Origin of the sequence: Mesorhizobium sp. WSM3873 (genome assembly GCF_001672445.1) — a bacterium.
GTDB lineage: Bacteria > Pseudomonadota > Alphaproteobacteria > Rhizobiales > Rhizobiaceae > Mesorhizobium.
Genome location: NZ_LYTM01000020.1, coordinates 15553 through 35781 on the forward strand (window position 1 = coordinate 15553; position 20229 = coordinate 35781).

Here is a 20229-nt window from a genome sequence, read left to right on the forward strand (position 1 = left end):
TGTTTCCGCTGCCGTCGGCTTTCCTACCGGTACGATCAAACGCGGCTGTCGCGCACCTCGTTCCTTGCCACGTGAAGCGCGTCAGCCGCTCGCTCTAAGTCTGAAATTTTGAAGTAACGACGGCCCGCCCCTGTGTGACAAACAACGTGTGGCTCACTGCCGGAGCGCGGGTCCGCCTGCGCGCCGCACAGCCCATGGGCAAGGCAGTTTCGAACATCGACAAGCATCTGAATGTTGCTACGGATCCGCTGGCAAGCCTCTGGCTCTACTTCGCGCCAGTGAACCCACAATGATCCGTCAGACAATTGGCGATCAGGCTCGATTGCCTCGATACGCGCCCGGACTTCTTCTTCTAGCCATCCCCAGTGCAGAAGCACATATGCGACTGCGGCCATCAAATCGCGCATGTTCGGTTCGGAAGCTCGATCGTCAGCCATGTCTGGCGCTCGACACGCATTGCATTATCAGCTTAAGGCCGCGAATTGGCACGGCGACCAGGATTTTGCCGAAATGGCTTCGGTGCTTTGTCACAGCGTTATTTCCGCGAGGCTTCCGAAACGCGGGAGTTCGGAAGTACCTTTCTGGAAGCCTAGAAATGAACCTGGTTGGAAGGTCCTACTCTTGAACGAACAACAGGGTGAATTGGGCTTTCCCACGCCAAGAAGGCTGCGAAACTCCAAGCCGGCTCTGGGGACTCTCACGAATGGCGGATAAATTCGAGTCGCCATCATCTACTTGCGTTTCCGCTTTGCGGTGAATAATTCACCAATGGGGTTCGGGCGACGGAAGTGGAATGGGCATCACTTGGATTTACGAGGATAGCCAGGAGGCTGTCTACTCCAACACTGAAAAGGTTCCGCCTCCAGGAGGTCGGGCACCTCTCAATTTTGTCTGCCCGTTCTGCGATGCGGTTTATACCAATTTTCCTGCGATGCAGCGGCATGCCACGAGCCAACATCGATTGCAACGGCCTGCCCTTCTGTGGAACGGCTATGAAGTCGGGGGCGACCGCAAGATTGTCTCGCACGGGTCATTTGCCGTGACAAGCTGCACGACCGCTTCCATTGCGATCGACGGCACCGCGGCGAAGTCGATACTGACGAGCGAACTACCCACCGTCCTGGACTCGGCAGTGAATTCGGTTATCCGGGTCTGGCTCGAGAACCGGCCCGACAAAAAAATGGCGCCCGCCGTATCTGCGTATCGCCTGGAATTTCGCATCCCCGACCAGGATTCGCTTTCTAGCGTTGAAGCAGCTTTCCGCCATCATGTTGTTCGGTCCACGCCCACACCAGACACGATTCGGATATTCCTTGAAGATCCACGGTGTGCCGGTGTGGCAAGCGAATATGCCGCAGGCCTCTATGCGTATGTTCATGCCCTTATGCTGAAGGAACGATTGAACAACAGTGCCCTATTCTCTGCATACGCGATGCATTCAGAGCGCTTCGGAGAGGCACTGCAAAAACTGGAGCAAGTGGACCGCAAGCTCGCATCTATGATCTGCACGATCGTGCGACTAATGCGGAACGATATCTCGGGGCGCGTCGATTCCGCTCAGGGAAACATTGGAATTGCATATGCCATGTTGCGTGGGCCGATGGGAATGGCGTCGATGAAAGGATTCGGCAGCTCTGCGCAGAACGAGCGCCTTTTTCCGGTCGACCACGGTACAAGTCGTGTGATTGCCCTAGCCTCCCGATTGGCCGCCGCCGAGCGCTGGAGCGAGCTGTTGGAGGACGAATGTCGGTCATTCTCTTCGAGCGATATTTTCCCCATTGATGATCGGCGAAAGATATTCGCTTACTGGGCCGTGACCGCATTGCGACTTGGTTGCAGGAAAGCGGCACGTTATCCACTCCAGCAAATTGCAAACATTTACCCCTTCGATCAGTGGGCTGCGGATGCGCTCGCAGAATATGGGCAGGACGTCGAATGAGCGGTGATCAAACCGGCCTGAGCGGCCAGGAGAACCTGCAGGGCGCCCCTCAGGGGGACACGCGTGCTAAGGATAGTCAGTCGGTAGGAGGCAAGGACCCGCCGAATGAGGGAACGGCGACTCTCTCACGAGAGGCAGGTCTGCCCCCTAACGACGATTCCGCAGGGACAAATCAAGTCGTCCTTGAGGAGCCCGACAGGATGAAGAGTCTTTCGGCGGCCGATGACACGAAACCTGTGGACGCCCATGCCAAAAAGGATTCTGACGAGACCACGGTCGAGCCGAGACTGCAGGTATATTTTGGATCGAACATCGTTCAGGTTACAGCGTTTGCTAGGGCGCTGAAGGCGGCGCAGCTTCGCAAATTCGATCTGGATGATATCAAGATAGCGGAGGCTTCGGTCGCTGAGAACGACAGAGAAGGCTCTCGACTCTGGCAGCTTGTCGCCCACGCGTCGAGCTCGAGCCCGGTTTCCGCCTGGGTATGGCCATTCATTCATCGGCGAATCAACACACTGGTCGGAGCGCAAGTTGACTTGAGCCAGGAGCCGCCGTCTCAAATTATGAGCTACGTCATCACCGCGATTTCCGGTGCGCTTCTCGGGGAAAACCGGCTACACGCGAAACGGGCCGAGAATGATCTACGACTTGCAATTGCTTGGCTCATCGAGCGCCGTAACGCGGATGTGGCTGATATTGCCGCGCAGGTCTACCACATCTTCGTCGGCGCCGAGGGCTGCGTGGAAGACCGTGTCCGAAGGGCGGTGTCGATTGGTAGCAAGGCTGAACTTCTGGCAAGCATTGCTGCTATCCATCTCGTCAACGACCAGATACTCGCTGCAAAGCATGAACGCGACGTCGAGCGGCGTGAGAGGTTTGACCTGAAGGGTACCCTAGATGAGCAACGCGAGAGAGCTGCTCGTTACAAAGAGGTGATCCATCGCTTGGAGGATGAGAAGGCGGAGTTAGAGCGACAGCTTGAAGAAGAAAAGACGCGGGCGGAAAGCGACAGGAGGCATCACGCTCATTCTTCCACCCAGAGACAGGCTGATGTTAGTACATCTTTGCAAAGAGTAAAGGGGCTTATTGTCGACGCTGCCGAGGCCGTCCAGATAGCCATGAAACGAGCCGACGAAGGAAGTCTGCGAGGACTTCAGGCTGCGGAGAGGCGCATCATTTCCGCGATTGACGCAATAACGGGAATTGGCAAATGAGCGGTCAGATTTTCGGGATAGATTTCGGAACGACAAACAGTCTGGTCACGCTCATTGACGAGCAAGGTCGATCGATTCCCTTGGTCGAAATAGAGACCAATAGGCCACATCCGTCGGTACTCTGGTATCGCGGAAGCGAAATCGTCGTCGGGCGCCAAGCTCGCCGTTACCTGGATATAACCTCTGAAGGCGCGCCCCCAGGTTTCGTCAGGTCACCGAAAATGGCTCTCCGCCAAGATAGTGCGATACACGTCGATGGCCTTGTGATCGACCCGCGGGATGCAATAGCCGAGGTCTTAAAACATTTAGTCGCAGATGCCGCCAAGCCCCGGGGAGGTCGCGCCGGAGAGACTGTGTCGAAGGCCGTGATGACAGTACCGGTCAATTTCGGTGGGCCGCAACGCAGGGCATTGCGTACAGCGGCAACGAAGGCCGGCATTGGTGTCGTGCAATTTGTGCATGAGCCAGTAGCTGCACTCTATGCCTACCTTCGATCCCAATCAAACTTGGATCGTGAGATAGCACGCTACGAAGACCGTACGATGCTTGTCTTCGATTGGGGCGGTGGAACACTCGATCTCACTCTTTGTAGAATTCGAGGAGGCATGATTCAGCAGATCGATAGTCTCGGCGACAATGAAGTTGGGGGCGATCGCTTCGACGAGAGGCTGCGCAATCTGGTCCGTGAGAAGCACGGGAAATCGTGGAAGTTGGCCGACGTAGTTGCGCTGGAACGCCCCGGTATGGCGGCTCGGCTTCTGAACCAGTGCGAGAATGCAAAAATCGATCTTTCCGATCCAGACAAGGATAGTACGGATTTTATTGTAGACGGCTATCTCGAGACTGATGGCCCATCCTCAGATCTCTTGGAAGGCGTCACTCGTGATGAACTGAATCTTCTGTCACGGGATCTTGTGATGCGGGGACTCGGCCGTATCGACGAAATTCTCGATAGATCTGGTCTACAGACAAGAGACGTCGAGTTCTGCCTGGCCACGGGTGGAATGGTAAACATGCCAGCGATCCGAAACGCCCTTGCGGAGAAATTCCCCGGACGGTACCGGGCACCAGCAAATGGCGACAGGATCATCTCGGAGGGGGCCGCATGGATAGCTGCGGACGGTCTACGGTTGTGCCTGTCGAAGCCGATCGAGATACTCAGCGCAGATAGCACCGGGCGTGGAACGTATCAGACCCTCGTCGCCGAGGGCACGGCGCTACCGATTGAAAACGCCACGCATGCCGTGACAAATTCTCGACTGTACTGCTTGGATCCCCGAGAGGGGGTCGCTAGCATTGAATTCGCAAAGCCGCGGTCTCCCGGAACGCCGCGGCCCTCAGACAAGAGGACGACGCTACAAACTCTTATGGTCTTGGTCGATCCTGCGGCGCGTCCACTTATCGAACGTATCATCTGCGACCTTACCATCGACCACGACTATGTCGCCAAGGCGAGCCTTCGATCAACGGCAAGAGGCGACGTTCGAGAAGCCGAATTCCACGATCTCGATTTCGCACTTGCCCTTCCTCATAGAGAACTCGATCCGGCGAAGCATTCCGATAAGCCTGAATCAGAGAAACCGAACGGGTCAGCGGCTGGACCGACATTGATCGCGGCGGGGTCGGTCAACATTGTTCAGCGCACAAACATCATATTTTTGCCCGGTAACGATGATCGTGTCGATGCCTTCTGGAAGCTTGTACCTGGCGACATAATTGCCGAGTACCAAACCGGGTATTTTGATGTCCGTAGTACAGAGGCCACGCCAAGGCAGCACGAGGAGCGAAATTTCTATCAGCCGTGCTCTACATGTAAGCGATTGCTGACCGAGATCAAAGCTGTTGGACCGATTGAGGCCTGCAGGGGAAGGCGGTGCGGCGCATCGCTACCTCCCCCAACAGCCCATTTGATCGGCGCTTCTATGGATCGAGTCGACTTGTCGTGACTCACTGATTCTGGCTACAGCACGGCTGAGGACCATGGACAATTCGGCGAGCATCTGGTTAGGCGCTCAAAGCCAAAGGGGGATTCGTATGGTGGCCACAAAAGCCAAGGGCCAACGAGGATCGTGGTTTGCCACTGTCGACGGAGAGAAACTTCCCTGCGTCCATAAATATTGGGTCAAAGGTCTGCTCCACCACGACCGCTTCCAACGACATGGCTACGGGAACTCGCCGCAAATTTTAGAATTAGCGAAAGCAGTACAGAGCGGTAAGCGCGTAATCCTCACAGACGATAAACCGCTCTTCGATAGCGCCGGAAACCTGACCGGGTTCGAACGAAAGGGCTACATTGCGATCTACGAGGTCGACAATGTCACATACGTCCCTGAGGAGGGCCTAAAGTTTCGGCTAGTGAGAAGAATTCGAAGCCTGGAATAGTCGGTCCTAACGGATTCCGAGAGATTAAGAATTTTGTCGCTGCGAACGAACAAAAGGTCAGATTCGTTGGCCTGGTCATACCGCTGCGAGCCTGTCGCCCGAGCCGCAATAGCGCCTGTGCCTACAAAGGGGAGTTTCAATGCAGATGACGCTCGAGAAGCTTAGGACAATGTCACCTCAGGACCGAGCGACGCTGTATGAAAATGCCCGGAAACGGGTCATGGAAGGAGGCCAAGAGATCATTGACCTTATCAACTCATCCGGCCTCCCGCTTCGATCTGGTGGCATCACCCTCACCGATCCGCTTCATATCCGGATGGAGGAGATTATCTGGTCGTCGGAAGGCAAAAAGCTCCTGCTCGAGGCGACCGAGGCTGGATTGCCGGCCCTCGCAGGTGTCGAACCATTGATCGTGGCCGATCTCGGCGCGCAATATCATCCGCACGATCTTGGAACAGTCGATGCAGGCTCAATCGTTGGCGCGGTCATGCGTCACCTAGGATACGAACTAGTCGGTCGAGCCGACATGCCAACCGGTTCAGTGGCAAAGACGGCGGCTACCTGGCAACCGCGCAGCCAAAAGCCGCCGGGTTAGTTTTGCCGCACATTTTGTTTTAGCGATGCGGACTTCTGCCATCACAAGAACCACGTCAGAGTTAAGACAATTACTGACCGTGCAAGATAGCCGCTCTGTGCCTGGCAGGATAAATCGCCCGCCTTGCGAGGACCACTCGCAACCGCCATCAAAATGGAGCACAGGGAGGCTTGCGTCGAAACGCGGATTGAACCTGAGGTTTATCATCCTCAGTGTCCTCAGTGTGCTTGGACTCTGGATGATGGTGCACCGCTTTAACAGACCACAAACCGCGGGCATTCAGGGCAGCGAAGGGAAATCCGCGCGCCGATAGTTCCTTACCATCTCACGTAAAGCGGCAGGAGCGATCACCTCCACCTTGTCGCCCCACATGTACAGATGCCAGCACATTTCGAGATGACCGGCGGCATCGAAGCGAACCACTAGCGATCCGTCAGGCAGTTCCTCCAACTTTTGACCTGGATGAAACAGGAAGCTTCGAGCATGGGACGCCGCTTCAGGCGCAAATCGCCAGACGACCTCTGCGAATTCACTGTCATTCTGGAAAGCCCCGAAGGCCTTGTCGGCATGTCGATGAATATCGAAACCGGGATCCCGTTCGAAAATCTCTCCGGTCAACTGAGCAGTCTCGATCTTCTCGGCGAGATAATGACGGAACGGTCCGGTCGGGTCGGATTTCGGCTTGGCGACCAGATAGCGCCTGATGCCAATCAGAACGCCATAAGGCTCCACCACCCGTTCAGTTGGCTCGGCCGACTGCTTGGATTGATAGACAATTCGAAGCCGTTCTGAGGCTTTCAGAGCGGTCGCAATCGTAGCGGCGATCGGCGGCGCGATGCGTGAAACCGGGCCCGGGCGTGCTGCAAGACCGAGCGCCTCGAGCAATGCGTCGTGATCGGTTTCCAGACGTGCCAGGCGCTTGCGCGGAACAAGCGCGACAATCTTCTCGCGCAACGATTTGAGCTGTTCAGCCTCTGCGCCCTGCGCACTCCGTTCCAGAATCTCGATCGAAAGATCCAGCGCGGCCAATTCGTCAGGGGTCAGCGTGATGAGATCACGCAGCGCACCGCTCTCCAGGCGCCACCGCTTCCTTCCCTCGTCATCGAAGACGACCTCCGTATCGGGAAACTGGATTTCGAGCGTGTGAAGAATGCGCTGCGCGGTCCGCTTGGAGACCTGAAGCTGATCGATCACGTCGCTTAGGGTCACGCCCGTGCGGCGCGCAGCCACAAAGGTTGCGAGACCGATAAGCTCCTGTGCCTTTTCGAATGACATTGCCTTGGCCACCCCGGGTGTCAGCTATTGTCATGGTCATTGCTTACGGTTTTATTATGCGTGGCTTTGGGGTATCGGCATGAAACTTGAGGATGGAAAGATCCTGCTTTCCGCATCCGATCTGATGCGGTTCATGGGATGCCAGCACGCCACCGCGATGGACCTTCGTTACGCCAGGGGAGAAGCTCTGGTGCCGGCGGAGGATTCCGAGGACGCGCAGCTTCTCCAGAAGTATGGTGATCAGCACGAGGCGACTTATCTCGCCAAATTGCGCAGTGACGGCCGGGGGGTCCTCGAATGTACGCGCGATATCACTTTGCCGGCCGCGGCAGAACTCACGCGGGAAAAGCTCTTCGAGGGTGCAGATGTCCTTTTTCAGGGCGCCTTCTTTGACGCGCCCTGGGGAGGCTGGTCGGATTTCCTCCTCAAGGTGGAGCGGCCTTCATTGCTGGGCCCGTTTTCTTACGAGGTCATCGACACCAAGCTGAAGCGCAAGCCAGATCCCAAGCACATCCTCCAGCTCGTCCTATATTCTGATCTTCTGGCGCGGCTTCAGGGCACTGAGCCGGAGCAGGCACACCTTGAGCTTGGCAGCGGCGAGCGCTTTTCCTTTCGCCTGAACGAATACGCCGCCTATGCGAGGAACGCGCGCGAGCGGCTCGAACGCTTTGTCGCCGGCCCGCCGGACACCGCACCTGACCCGGTGAGGATGTGCAGTCTCTGCCGCTGGCGCGAACAGTGCAAGGCGCATTGGGAGGAGACCGACAGCCTGGCGCTCGTGGCGGGTATCTCCAGATCCCAGCGGGACAAGCTGACTGCCGCGGGCGTGACCACGATGACTGCTCTTGGACGGCTCGGCAAACGCGTTCCGAAGCTTGCCGACGACACTTTTGCCAGGCTGAAGACACAGGCGCGCCTACAGACCGATCGGCGGGCTGGTGGCCCGCCCACTTTCGAGCTGAAGGCCTTTGATCCGCAGCGCGGACTGGCCCTTCTCCCCCGGCCGGATCAAGGTGACCTCTTCTACGACATCGAGGGTGATCCATTCTACGAAGACGGCCTCGAATATCTCCATGGCCTCTGGTTTGAAGACGACGGAGTTGGTGTCTTCAAGGATTTCTGGGGCCACGACCGGGCGGAAGAGAAGGAAGCCTTGCGCCAGCTGATGGCGTTCTTCGCGTCGCGGCTGCGCCAGTACCCCGACGCGCACATCTACCATTATGCGGACTATGAAGTCGCCGCGCTGCGGCGGCTGACCAGCATTCATGCGATCGGTGAACCACTGCTTGATCAGATGCTGCGGGAAGGCCGCTTCGTCGACCTCTATCGGGTGGTTTCCGGGGGCATCATTGTCTCGGAGCCGAGATATTCACTCAAAAACCTCGAGGTCTTCTACATGGAGGAACGGACGGGAGAGGTAAAGACCGCGGGTGGTAGCGTCGTGGCCTACGAGGAATGGCGAGAAAGCGGTGACCAGCACATCCTCGACGAGATCCGTGATTACAACCGGATCGATTGCATCTCGACACAGAAGCTGCGGGACTGGCTCATTGCTGGCGTGCGTCCGGTCGACATGCCCTGGCGAGCGGACAAGGTGATCGCCGACGCGAAGAGCTTCGACTTTGGGAAAGTCAGTGATGAACAGGCTTCGGATGACGCGTTGCACAATAGGCTGGCTCCCTTGCGGGAGCGCTTCGGCGCCACCTTTGCCGATCTGCTCTTTGATCTCGGCCATTTTCACCGGCGCGAACGGAAACCGGCCTGGTGGTCGGTCTTCGACAAGATGGGCCGGGAGCCAGAAAGGCTTGTCGACGATCTGGATTGCCTTGGCGCACTGGTGGCCATGTCGCCGGCCAAAAGCGAAGGCAATTATTGGATACGCGACTATCGTTTCCCCGAACAAGAAAGCAAGCTCCAGTCGGGAGACTGCCACGTCGACTTGGATGGAGCTCCCATCCCGGCTTCCGCAGAGATCGACTTCGCCCGAAACACGGCCGAGGTCCTCTTTCCCAAGAAGTGGTTCGATGGCGCCCCGGCGGCGATCTCGCTTGTCCCTCCCGGTCCGCTAAGAACCGATGCCATTGAGAGGGCCGTGGACCGGGTGGTGGATTCCGTCATTCGTGATGACAGGCAGTATCCAGCCGTCCTTGACCTGCTGCACCGCTCAAAGCCTCGCTTCCGCCGCGGCGACAGGACCGCAAGCATAGTCAGCCCGGACCGGGATCTTGTCCAGGAAGCTGTCACGGCCATTGTTGAGATGGATGAGACCACCTTGGTGATCCAGGGACCGCCAGGGACGGGCAAGACCTATGTCAGCTCGCGCGCCATCCTGGATCTGGTCGGGCGTGGCAAGCGCGTCGCAGTCGCTTCGAATAGCCACAAGGCAATCGACAATCTTCTCTTTGCAGTTGCGGACAGGGCAGCCGAATTTAAGAGGCCGGTCAGCATCGCGAAGAAGAATGGCCATGCTGGCGATGACGGCCACTACCGATCCATCTACGTGGCGACGAGCAACAATGACCGGCAGCTTTTTTCGGCATCGGTCGTTGGGGGAACAGCCTGGCTTTTCGCCAGGCCCGACTTCGAACAGGCCTTCGACTATCTGTTTGTCGATGAAGCTGGCCAGGTTTCGCTGGCGAACCTCATCGCCATGGGCACCTGCGCGAAGAACATCGTACTCGTGGGCGACCCTATGCAACTGCCACAACCCGTCCAAGGCGCGCATCCGGGCGAGAGCGGACTTTCATCGCTCGAATATCGGCTTGCCGGCCACAACACGGTTCCCCCGGATGTTGGCATATTCCTGCCCGTCACGCGCAGGATGCACCCCGATCTCTGCCGATTCGTTTCCGATACGGTTTATGATGGCAGGCTGAGATCGCATGAGGACGCGGCGAGGCAGGCCATTCTTGTTGAAGAACCCGCTTCGGGTGTTCGCCTGTGTGAAATCGTGCACTCCGGCAACAGGCAAACCTCTCCGGAAGAGATCGAAGCCATCAAGGGCGAGATGTCACGTCTGTTGGGGAAGACATTTCGCGACCGCGACGGACGGCAACGGCGAATAACGCTCGATGATGTCCTGATCGTGGCGCCCTACAACGCGCAGGTCAACGCGCTGAAAAGGGCTCTCCCCGCTGGCGCTCGGATCGGAACCGTCGACAAGTTCCAGGGCCTGGAAGCACCGGTCTGCCTCATCTCGATGACGAGTTCATCGTACGAGGAGATTCCGCGCGGCGTCGATTTCCTGTTCAGCCTGAACCGGATCAATGTCGCGGTCTCGCGCGCGCAAGTCTTGGCGCTGGTTTTTGCCAGCCCAAAGCTCCTCGACATTCCCTGCAGCAACATTCACGAAATGCGGCTTGTGAATACGTTGTGCGCGTTGCGGCAATACGGCCGCGCTCAAAGCGGGCGCCAGGCCTCGCATACAGCATGACAGGAAATGGCACCCCTACCCTTTACCTTCCAGAGATCGAAGGAAGGAGGAATGACCAATGTTCACGCGCCATGCCCAAACTCGTTGCCAACAAAGAGGTGTCAGAGGCGACGTCATCGACGCCATTCTCGCCTACGGATGCCGCCGCCATCGCTATGGTGCGGACGTCTATTTCATGGACCACAAGGCGAAGGCGCGCGCCAGGGCGGAACTGGGGGGCCAATACGCCAAGGTCTCAGATCGTCTCGACACGTATCTCGTGATGAGCGACGGCGGGGAAATGATCACCGCCGCAAAAAGGCTAGGGCGACTCAAGTTCTAGCAATTAAATTCCGCGCGGCAGGTTTGTAATTTTTGGGGGTTGTTACTGTGTACAATATAGATTTTCCTTTGCTCGCAGCCATAGCATCCGCCTTGGCCTGCGTTCTTTCCCTAATTGCCCTCTTCTATCTCGGCATGAGGATCAATCACCTCAAAGGCTTCGCCTTGGAGCCGAGCCAATTCGAGCAAGGATTTGAGAAGCTGCAAGCTGCGTCCCGTGAGGACAGTCGCAATGGCCGAGAGGAATTGCAGCAGATCCTAGCCCGGTTTCTTCAGTTGGTTGAAAGCCGCCTGGCAACTCTGGGGACCAGCAAAATGACCAGCTCGGGGCGCTGCGAAAGGAAGCAAGCGACGGCCGGACAGCGTTGGAGACCGGCCTGAAGCAAAGCACCGATGCATTTTCAGACATTCAGGCAAGGCGCCTTGGCGAGACAAACCAGGCCATGAAGGAGTTGGCCGAGCGCCTCGAAAATGCGCACATCGAAGCTCGCAGGGATCAAAAAGCCGGCCTTGAGGCCGTGGCCATGCAGATCAAGTCGCTGACAGAGTCAAACGAGAAAAAGCAGGAGTCCATCTGCGAGGCGCTAAACTCAAATCTGGAATATTTGCGAAAGGAGAACGAAGCGAAGCTCGAGCAGATGCGGCTGACTGTTGACGAAAAGCTGCAAGGTACACTTGAGACCCGGCTCGGCGAATCGTTCAAGATCGTCAGCGACCGGCTGGAACTGGTCCACAAAGGCCTCGGGGAAATGCAGACCCTGGCAACGGGCGTGGGCGACCTGAAGCGGGTTCTCACCAACGTCAAATCCCGTGGCGGATGGGGCGAGATGCAGCTGGAAATGATCCTGCAGGATCTGCTCACCGTCGACCAGTACGCGAAGAATGTGCGCATCAACCCTGACTCAAACGAAGTCGTCGAGTTTGCAATCCGGCTCCCCGGCAAGAACGATGGTGCTCCCGTCTTTCTGCCGATCGACGCAAAGTTTCCGCAGGAAGATTATGAGCGGCTCCTGATCGCTCAGGACGCGGGATCATCGGCCGAAGTAGAGGCTGCCGGCGCGGGTCTGGAGCGCGCCATTCGACTGCAGGCCAAAACGATTTCGGAAAAGTATGTGCATCCGCCGCATTCGACGGATTTCGCAATCATGTATCTTCCAACTGAAGGGCTTTTCGCGGAGGCCATACGGCGCCCAGGTCTCGGCGGTGACGTCCAGAGCAAATACCGTGTGGTTCTGACCGGCCCCACCACGCTCGCCGCGCTACTGACGAGCCTACAGATGGGCTTTCGCACACTCGCGATTGAGAAGCGGTCGAGCGAAGTCTGGCAGGTGCTTGGCGCCGCCAAGGCTGAGTTCCGCAAGTACGGAGAAGTCTGGAGTAAGCTCGGGAAACAACTCGATACCGCCAAGAGAACGGTCGACGATGCTGGACGTCGTACCAGGGCATTGGAGCGCAAGCTTCGCGACGTCGAGACGGTGGAGCTGCCGGATTTCAACGAGGATATTTCTCTCGGAGAGGGGGAAAAGGAACAACCAGAAGATGACGTGTTGGAGGAAACCTCATGATCATATCAATCCGGTTTGAGTTAGGGGAGTGGTACCGTTTCTCATCAAAGTTCAAGCTTATCATATTTGATGGGTCGTTGCTCGCGATACACTAAAGTTCTCTTGAGAATAAAATGTGGTGAGAGTCATTGGGGAGGTTGGCATGGGAAAATTGAGGCCGTCGGTTCTCACGGTCAGTCCGATCGAGGCGGATCACTTACCATGGCAGCCGCCGGACTTCGCTAATCATAGGCAAACCCGGATTGGTGCCAGCGTTGTTGAGGAATTTGTCAGTGGGCACAATGCCAGTGACGTATTGCGCGAGCTGGTCCAGAACGAATTCGATGGTGGCGGAGATCATCTCATCGTTTCCTTCGGCGAAAGCGCTTTGGAGGTGGCGGGTAACGGGAAAGGCGTGAGTGCAGACGGCTGGAAGCGGCTTTCGGTAATCGTCGGCACAGGCCGGGTGGTCGGCGCCGGTGAGGCGGAGCGGGTCGACGCAAAGGCCAATGGCATCGGGTCCAAGAACTTCGGACTGCGCTCCCTCTTCCTTTTCGGTGACGAAATATATGTGCGATCGGGAGGATCGGTGGCCGTTCTCGATTTGAAAACCCTCGAGACTGGCAAAGTGCGCGACCCAGGATACTGGGATGGCAAAGGGGTCCGGATACAAGTTCCTTTCAGGCAGAAATCCTTCGAAATGCTGGAGCCCTTTACTGCAAAGCATGAAAGGACTGCTTTTGACGTCATGGCCCGCGGCATGCTTGCCACCCTGGTGAAGCTTGCCTTGCCAGGCAAACGTGCGGGCCTGCGGGGACTAACCCTGCGCTCCACGCGCTGCCAAAGAACTCTTCATTGGAGGCAGACAGCTGAAAGCTTGCGCTCGCCAATGAAGGGGGTGGCGGTCGTTCGTCGTGTCGGCAAGTTGACTGACATTTTCGGGACGAAACCAAACGTCGAAGAATTCGAGGAGCTTGAGTTCACAACCTCGCTGGAGGTGCCCGATGAGTATAGCTCCCTTCACCATCCAAGCTACTTCAAAGGTGCAGGGGGCCGAATAACGATCGGCGTCTCGTTGCCGTTGAAGCGGAAGAAGCTGGACTTCACTAGATCCGGTTATTTTCACTACCCACTCCAAGCTCCCGACGCTGCAACCGGATGCCTAGTATCGGTAAGTGCTCCGTTCATTTTGGACAACGATCGGAGTGGCCTGACAGACCATGGCTGGAACAAGTGGCTGATCGAACAGGCTGCGTGCTTAACCGTTGACCTGATCGTTGGCGACTGGTTTCAACGCTTTGGAGCCGGTTCATTCCGGGCCATTGCCCAGACCCAAGCCGGAAAACCTAACGACTTCATCGACAGGGTCTCAGAACTGCTGACAGAGCGGGAGTGCTGGCCTACGCGAGCGTCCGGAAAGTTGGCGAAGGTAGATTTGATAGTAGTTCCTCAAGATCCGCTCCTGGACGGATTCCTTTCTGACGAACGCTACCTTCACCCACTCCTTGCGAAGGATCCAGTTGTTCGCGACCTGGCCCTCAGCCGAGGGGCAGATCGTTTCACCTTGGCTGCCCTGGTCAGATTGAGATGTGCCGGAAGCGACACGAAACATCTCCAGACTAAGCTCAAGAAAGAAGAAGGTAACTGGCATTTCGCGTCATACGACACCGCCCTCAACAACGTCGATAGGCAAGTGAAAATGGCGGCCAGCCTGTCGGCACTTTCGAGGCGGTTGAGTCCAGCCAATCGAGCCGACTTGCAGAACACCGCGTCGACACTCTCTGCTGCGAACACGCTGAGGCCCGCGAAAGACCTTGTATTGGTAGCACCCGAAATATGGAATGTATCGCCCGAGCCCATGGAACATCGCCTCCACCAGGCGCTGGGGCCGCATCGGGCGATCTCAGCCGCATGCCGACCGTTTGACGAGCAGAACTGGATTGTAGAAGCATCTGGTCGCGCCTCAGCTGGTACGATCTCGGAGACCGAGCGTGCGGCCCTTTACGCCCGGTTGCTCGACGATAAGGCCGAAATTGGCAGGCGCGCACTCGTAGCAGTACGGAAAGCTCCCACCCTCCGAAGTCAGCGTGGTGATTGGATAGCAGCCGAGAGAATGGTCCGGCTAAAGGGCTCACTAGCGAAGCTGATGGCTCCGGTCTTACACTTGCCATCAAAAGAGTTGTTGGACGCGACAGTGCTCATGTCCAAGCTCAAGATCAGGGATCGCCTAGCAAGCGAAGACCTTATCGCGTTTGCAGAGAATATGGTCAATCGGCCCTCAGCGGCTGAAGCATTCGAACGTGTGCTTAACGACAACCTTCGTCTCATTACGCCGGTAACGAGGAACAAGCTCCTGAGCGTTCCTTTTTTGCGTTCACGAGCTGAATCGCTTGAGGCGCCTAAAGACTTGCACTTAGACACGCCACTTAATCGAGCCGTCACTGATAGCGGTGCAGTGATTGTAGGTGGTTCAAACTACGAGCTGTATCGACGGATCGGCATTGCCGAACACCCGTCGGTCGAGTTTCTGCTCGCGATCTTGGAAGGGAACAAGGCGCGATCAGAGCGACCATCGCGCATGGATCTAATCTACCCGGCCATTGTCGAAGCGCTCAAACGAGAGAAACGATCGCGGCACGAATTCAAAGATCGGCCCATCATATGGTGGAATGGAACATTCCATCCGCCAAAGTCCATTCTCGCCGGGCAGCGGATTCCGCGGGTCATGGACCAATACCTGCCCGTCATCCGGAAATTGGACCAGACGACCCTCGCATGCCTCGCCTTGGGAGCACGCGAACAAGTGGACGAGAGCGACTGGCGTAAGTTCTTCAAGGCCTTATGCGATGATTGGGACCGTCAATCAGTGACTGCCCAGATCGCGCGATCTCTTACTGAAGCCTACTACGTGCTAGGCCCGGCGGGCCTGCCTTCAGGTCTTGACGACTTTGAGTGTCTACTGGCGCGAAACGGATATCTCTTCAGCCTGGATGAGCTGAGGGCGGGCGGGTTAATGGAGAACGATTTCCCGGCGCTCGCAGATGCATTGGACGCTTCCGACGTCAACATAGGCATAGTCGACGTTAACGAGAGGAACAGGGCTTTTTTTCATCAACTCCGCATACGGCCACTATCCAGTTTGGCTGGCGCAGGTACGCCCATTTTCGGTTCCGAATCGCGACAACCTATTTGGTTTAAGCAATTTCACGACGAAGGCGTGATAGAGATGCTTCGGCGGCCAATCTTCGCCGGGGCGCTACACGCGATCGCGGTTCGTCGTCTTCACATGTTCGACAACTACGCCCCCCCTTCTCTTGAAGAGCTGGAAGTGAATCTCAGGCGCGTCAAAGGCGTCACCTTCTACGAGTCCATAGTTCGAGAATACAGGGTTGGATCTGCCGTTGCCCGCGTACCGGTGGAGGCGGCCGTCAATAGCGAGCTGATAGGTTTGGTTTCCCCAAGAACTCGGCTCGATTTTCAGCAGCTCTTTGCCCAGGCGCTCGCCGAGCTGGCCGGGGCAACCAATGTTGACCTAATCAGGACGCTTTCCACTGACATGCTTCCCTTAGTGTTGGCGCGATCAGTCGACGAAATTATCGGATGGTTGGAGAGAGTCGGGGTCTTCATCCGCACTCTCGGACTCACCGACGGTTCAGAGATAGAGCCACCCGAGGCCGTCGATGGTGTTGGGGAAGATGCCATTAGGCAGGTATTTGAGTCTCTAGATATCGAACCGGAGCATGATAATCCACCCGTAGCATCTGCCATGGGAGATCCCACGTTGATCATCCCGCTGGCCACACAACGGCCTCTCAAATTGCCGCCGCTGCCTCCACTTGACGAAGTGCACTTGTTAGTTGAGGAGGCATCCGAAGAGATGGCAGAGCCACTTCAGGGCCGGTATTACGGAGGCCACGGATACGGCGGCTGGGCCCCGCGCACCGGGGCGGACATAGATCGCGACCAGGAGGTTGGCCAGCGCGGCGAGGCCTTAATCTATCGCATGGAAATCGAACGTGTTCGGAGGCAGGGTCATCCAGACCCGGAAAAAGTCGTAATCTGGACTTCTCTGGCCGATCCCGGCGCCGATCACGATATCTGCTCAATCGATGCGGCGGGAAATCCCCGCTGGATTGAGGTAAAATCGACTGTAGGTACGGATGGACGGTTTGACTGGTCGCGGAAGGAGTTTGAAAAGGCTATCCGCGAGCGAGAACGATATGAGATTTGGCGTGTATATCGAGCCGCGGAGCCCGAGCCTGTAGCAAAATGCTTTTCAAATCCAAGCGCGATGCTCAGCACCTCCCGTCTCCAGTTGGAACTGGCCACGCTCCAGGTAACGGTCGAAGGCTTACGCTCCGATTTGTCGTGTCAGCTCATGTCGCCGGCGGATGAGACCAGCCAGGCCCAATAACCACGATCCGCGGGAAGGTTGTGTGCAATTCGTACCGGTCGACGAAATCTCTCAGTGTGAAGATGGTGTTTTACACTGAGGATAGGTCGTCGCGATCAGAATCGAAATTTTCTCCCTCTCCGCCAAGCCTCGAAATACCGGATCTCTGCGTTCTTCCTCTCTATGAAGCATCAGCATAGCGGCTATATTCTCAAAATTTCTGACAGGGCATACAGACGAGTGGCGCAAGAAATCCTTGATAGCCCTTCTGACCTCATCCTGCGAACCCACCCTGTCAAGACAACGATAGCGAGGTTTCAGGATGCTCGATGATCCGTTCGAGTCATCGCCGATTGCACGCCGCAGCCTACGATCTCGATGTATCCAATTAACTCCGCCGAATAGCTCCCGTCGCCGTTCACGGCTCCCTTGTGCTTCAGTTCCCGTTGTAAAGTCGGCTCGACCGCGTGGGTGAACAGATCGCTTCGCTGCTCAGGTTGAAAGGTTGGCGCTGTCGTCGGCGCCTGTAGATATTTTTCACACAAACGCTCGACCGCCGGGACGCGCGTGCCATCCTGCTTGACGGCGATGGGTTGCACCACCACGCGACGTTCACCGTTGCCGGCCGACGCCTCCACCATCCACAGCGACAGCAATACCGGTTCGTCCACGTCACCTGACACCGCAATACCGATTTCCTCTGGTGGCAGGCTACGCCAGCGTCCCAACTCCTCCTGCACCAACGGGTGATCTAAGCCCATCAGTTGCAGCCCATCCTGGTTTGTCGCTGCTTCGCGGCTCAAGGTGAACCGGGCGCGCCGCGCGCCTTCGTACGTGACGAGATCGTAGGTGGCATCGTCCACCTTCACCAGTTTCTGCTGGCGGTCCCCAACCGCCGCCGAAAAGAAATGCACCAGCCGATCGAGGCTGGACGATACGTCCGAGAACGGTTTGTAGTCGTCCAGACTGAAACCATCGAGATCTTGAAAGAGGTCGAACACCACCTGCCGCGCCTCGCGGGAGTTCGACAGCGCCGCCTCCAATTCCACTTGCGTGCGCTTCAGTTCTGGATCGGACAGCGCCTCCTGATACAAGCGGTCGTAATTCAACCGCTCAGACAATTGCCCAAGAATCTGCGCCCGCAGGTCCTCGGCGACATTGCCTTGTTCATCAAGCTTGCCAACTGTTCGTGCAATCTCGGTAAGCTTCTCATCCAGCAGCAGGAAGATGCGTCCCTCGATGGTGTCTGAGAGCACGAGGTTATATACCTGAGCCGTATGGCTCTGGCCGTAGCGATGGATGCGCCCAATGCGCTGCTCCATGTCCATCGGGTTCCACGGCAGATCGAAATTGAACAAGATGCGAGCGAATTGCAGGTTGATGCCTTCGCGTCCCGCCGCCGTGCAGACCAACACGCGGGGGCCATCCTTCTGCCGGAAGCGACGTTCCGCCGCCACCTTGGCTCCGTGGTCACCACCGCGCAAAACCACCACGCCCTGGCCAGGAAAGGTCTGTTCGATTTCGCGGGCGATCATGTCCACTGTGCCGAGATAGGTGGCGAAGATTACGATCTTCTCATTCTGGTTCTGCCGCCACAGCGTCCCCAAGCCGTCGAGCAGCTTCTGCATTTTGGTTTCGCGTTGTGGCGGAAAAACGCCTAGCAGGTCGCCGATACGAAGACGCTCTTCGGGCAGATGCAGATTCACCACCGCTGAGGCGGCTTCCTCCGCATGCATAGCGCTATATTCGCTGTCGTAGGGATCAGAGGCCATCTCTAAAGCCTCCTCGTCCAGCCTCTTTACCAATCGGTACTTCAGGTCGGCCAGGACGCGGTCCACCTCGCTGCGCCCAACGCTGTCGCGTGGCAGATTGAACTCCTCGTGGATCAGCGCTCGCGCCTCCTCGATCAATCGCTCGCGGCCCTCGATGTCCAGCTCCTTGTCGCGCAGCAGCGCCTCGTGCAACGTCAGCATCAAAAGGCGACGTTTAAGCGTGCGGCGCACGGCAGCGAAGCTGGACGCTGCGATCTTCTGGAAAATCGCCATCAGGAAGCCTAGCGCGCGCCCCTGATTGCCCTGGCGACGCGCAAGATCGAAGCCGTCCTCCAGATATTCGCGCAACTTTTCGTAAAAAAGCCGTTCGCCCTTCGCCATCACGAAGGATTCGGTATGAACCCAACGCCGCGCAAATAATGGTGATCCATCCGGCTGGCAGGCATCGGCCTTAGTGCGGCGGAACATCACCGTATTGAGCCGATGGCGGTTCTCCACCATCTCCTCGGGGCTACGGAACAGTGTCGGATTCAGTAACTGGGCCAGCATCCAGAACTGAAAATGGTTGCCTTGGTGCGGCGTAGCCGAAAGCAGTAGGAGATCGCGCGAATGATCTTTCAGCGCCTCGGCCAGCTTGTAGTTTTCGGTTTTTCGTACCTTGCCACCAGTGCGGTAGGCAGTCAGGTGATGGGCTTCGTCGAACACCACCAAATCCCAACGCGGTGCATCCAGCAGCCGTTTGATGCGCGCCGGGCGCTTCAGCGTGTCGATGCTGGCGATCAGTCTATCGTGCTTGGCAAAGGCGTTTGTCTTGCGGTCGGTAATGTCGCCTTCAGAGCCAAATACCTCGAAATCGAGGTTGAACACCTCGTTCAATTCGCGATGCCAGTTGTTCACAAGGCCAGCAGGCACGACCATCAACGCGCGGTTCAGTTCGCCCCGACTGGCAAGTTCGCGCAAGATCAGCGCCGTTTCGATGGTTTTGCCGAGGCCCACTTCGTCGGCGATCAGATAGCGCCGTGGCGAAGCGGTGGCGATACAATGCGTCAGCACCACCTGATGCGGCAAGAGATCGATCTTAGCCGAGGTCAGAGCAGATGCGCTTTCCATCACTGGAAGCGCGTGCGCCTCGTAGGACAGCCACGCCTTGCGCCCGCGCTCTGCACTCCCATCCACCGCACGGAGAATGCGCTCAGTGCGGGTCAGTTCGCGTCGCAGCGAGGCGACAGGTACTCGGCGCTCGCCGACACCGAAAAAGCCACGCAGGTAGCCGTCACGGACCGGATCGAGAACAACACCCTGGCCGTATTCGTGGTGAGTAATGCGCTCACCGGGTTGGAACTGAGTCTCTGGCGTCACTG

General features: G+C 57.3%; 11 protein-coding genes. 8 read left to right on the forward strand and 3 right to left on the reverse strand.

Annotation, left to right across the window (positions count from 1 at the left end):
- Window positions 1-35: 35 nt before the first annotated feature.
- Window positions 36-437 carry a hypothetical protein gene (locus A9K71_RS31535; protein WP_156752684.1) on the reverse strand — a complete coding sequence of 134 codons (402 nt, stop codon included), beginning with the start codon at window positions 435-437 and terminating at the stop codon, window positions 36-38.
- 356 nt (window positions 438-793) lie between these two features.
- On the opposite strand from A9K71_RS31535, the gene A9K71_RS15080 reads away from it, so the two are divergent.
- The 4 genes from A9K71_RS15080 to A9K71_RS15100 all read left to right on the forward strand — a co-directional run bounded on the left by A9K71_RS15080 (window position 794) and on the right by A9K71_RS15100 (window position 6130).
- Entirely contained in the window at window positions 794-1939 is a 1146-nt protein-coding gene (locus A9K71_RS15080; protein WP_066996909.1) for a hypothetical protein, read from the forward strand.
- Between the two features lie 200 nt (window positions 1940-2139).
- Complete coding sequence (locus A9K71_RS15085) at window positions 2140-3153, forward strand: hypothetical protein (RefSeq protein ID WP_156752685.1); 1014 nt, start codon at window positions 2140-2142, stop codon at window positions 3151-3153.
- A complete protein-coding gene (locus A9K71_RS15090; protein WP_066996915.1) occupies window positions 3150-5099 on the forward strand; it encodes an Hsp70 family protein in 1950 nt (649 codons plus the stop codon). The genes A9K71_RS15085 and A9K71_RS15090 overlap by 4 nt, the downstream gene beginning before the upstream one ends.
- Before the next feature lie 575 nt (window positions 5100-5674).
- A complete protein-coding gene (locus tag A9K71_RS15100; RefSeq protein WP_156752686.1) occupies window positions 5675-6130 on the forward strand; it encodes a hypothetical protein in 456 nt (151 codons plus the stop codon).
- 279 nt (window positions 6131-6409) lie between these two features.
- On the opposite strand, the gene A9K71_RS15105 is transcribed toward A9K71_RS15100, so the two are convergent.
- Entirely contained in the window at window positions 6410-7405 is a 996-nt protein-coding gene (locus tag A9K71_RS15105) for a WYL domain-containing transcriptional regulator (RefSeq protein ID WP_066996923.1), read from the reverse strand.
- 79 nt (window positions 7406-7484) lie between these two features.
- On the opposite strand from A9K71_RS15105, the gene A9K71_RS15110 reads away from it, so the two are divergent.
- The 4 genes from A9K71_RS15110 (at window position 7485) to A9K71_RS15130 (ending at window position 17117) form a co-directional block, all read left to right on the forward strand.
- A complete protein-coding gene (locus A9K71_RS15110; protein ID WP_066996926.1) occupies window positions 7485-10838 on the forward strand; it encodes a TM0106 family RecB-like putative nuclease in 3354 nt (1117 codons plus the stop codon).
- A gap of 58 nt (window positions 10839-10896) precedes the next feature.
- A complete protein-coding gene (locus A9K71_RS15115) occupies window positions 10897-11160 on the forward strand; it encodes a hypothetical protein (RefSeq protein WP_066996929.1) in 264 nt (87 codons plus the stop codon).
- 364 nt (window positions 11161-11524) lie between these two features.
- Entirely contained in the window at window positions 11525-12724 is a 1200-nt protein-coding gene (gene rmuC, locus A9K71_RS15125; protein ID WP_197504234.1) for a DNA recombination protein RmuC, read from the forward strand.
- Between the two features lie 142 nt (window positions 12725-12866).
- Window positions 12867-17117, forward strand: coding sequence for a DUF3883 domain-containing protein (locus tag A9K71_RS15130; RefSeq protein ID WP_066996935.1), 4251 nt, complete (start codon window positions 12867-12869; stop codon window positions 17115-17117).
- A gap of 296 nt (window positions 17118-17413) precedes the next feature.
- Here the strand turns inward: A9K71_RS15130 and A9K71_RS15135 are convergent, their stop codons facing one another.
- Window positions 17414-20227 (reverse strand): SNF2-related protein, encoded by a 2814-nt coding sequence (locus A9K71_RS15135; RefSeq protein ID WP_066996938.1) that lies wholly within the window; start codon window positions 20225-20227, stop codon window positions 17414-17416.
- Between the last annotated feature and the right edge of the window lie 2 nt (window positions 20228-20229).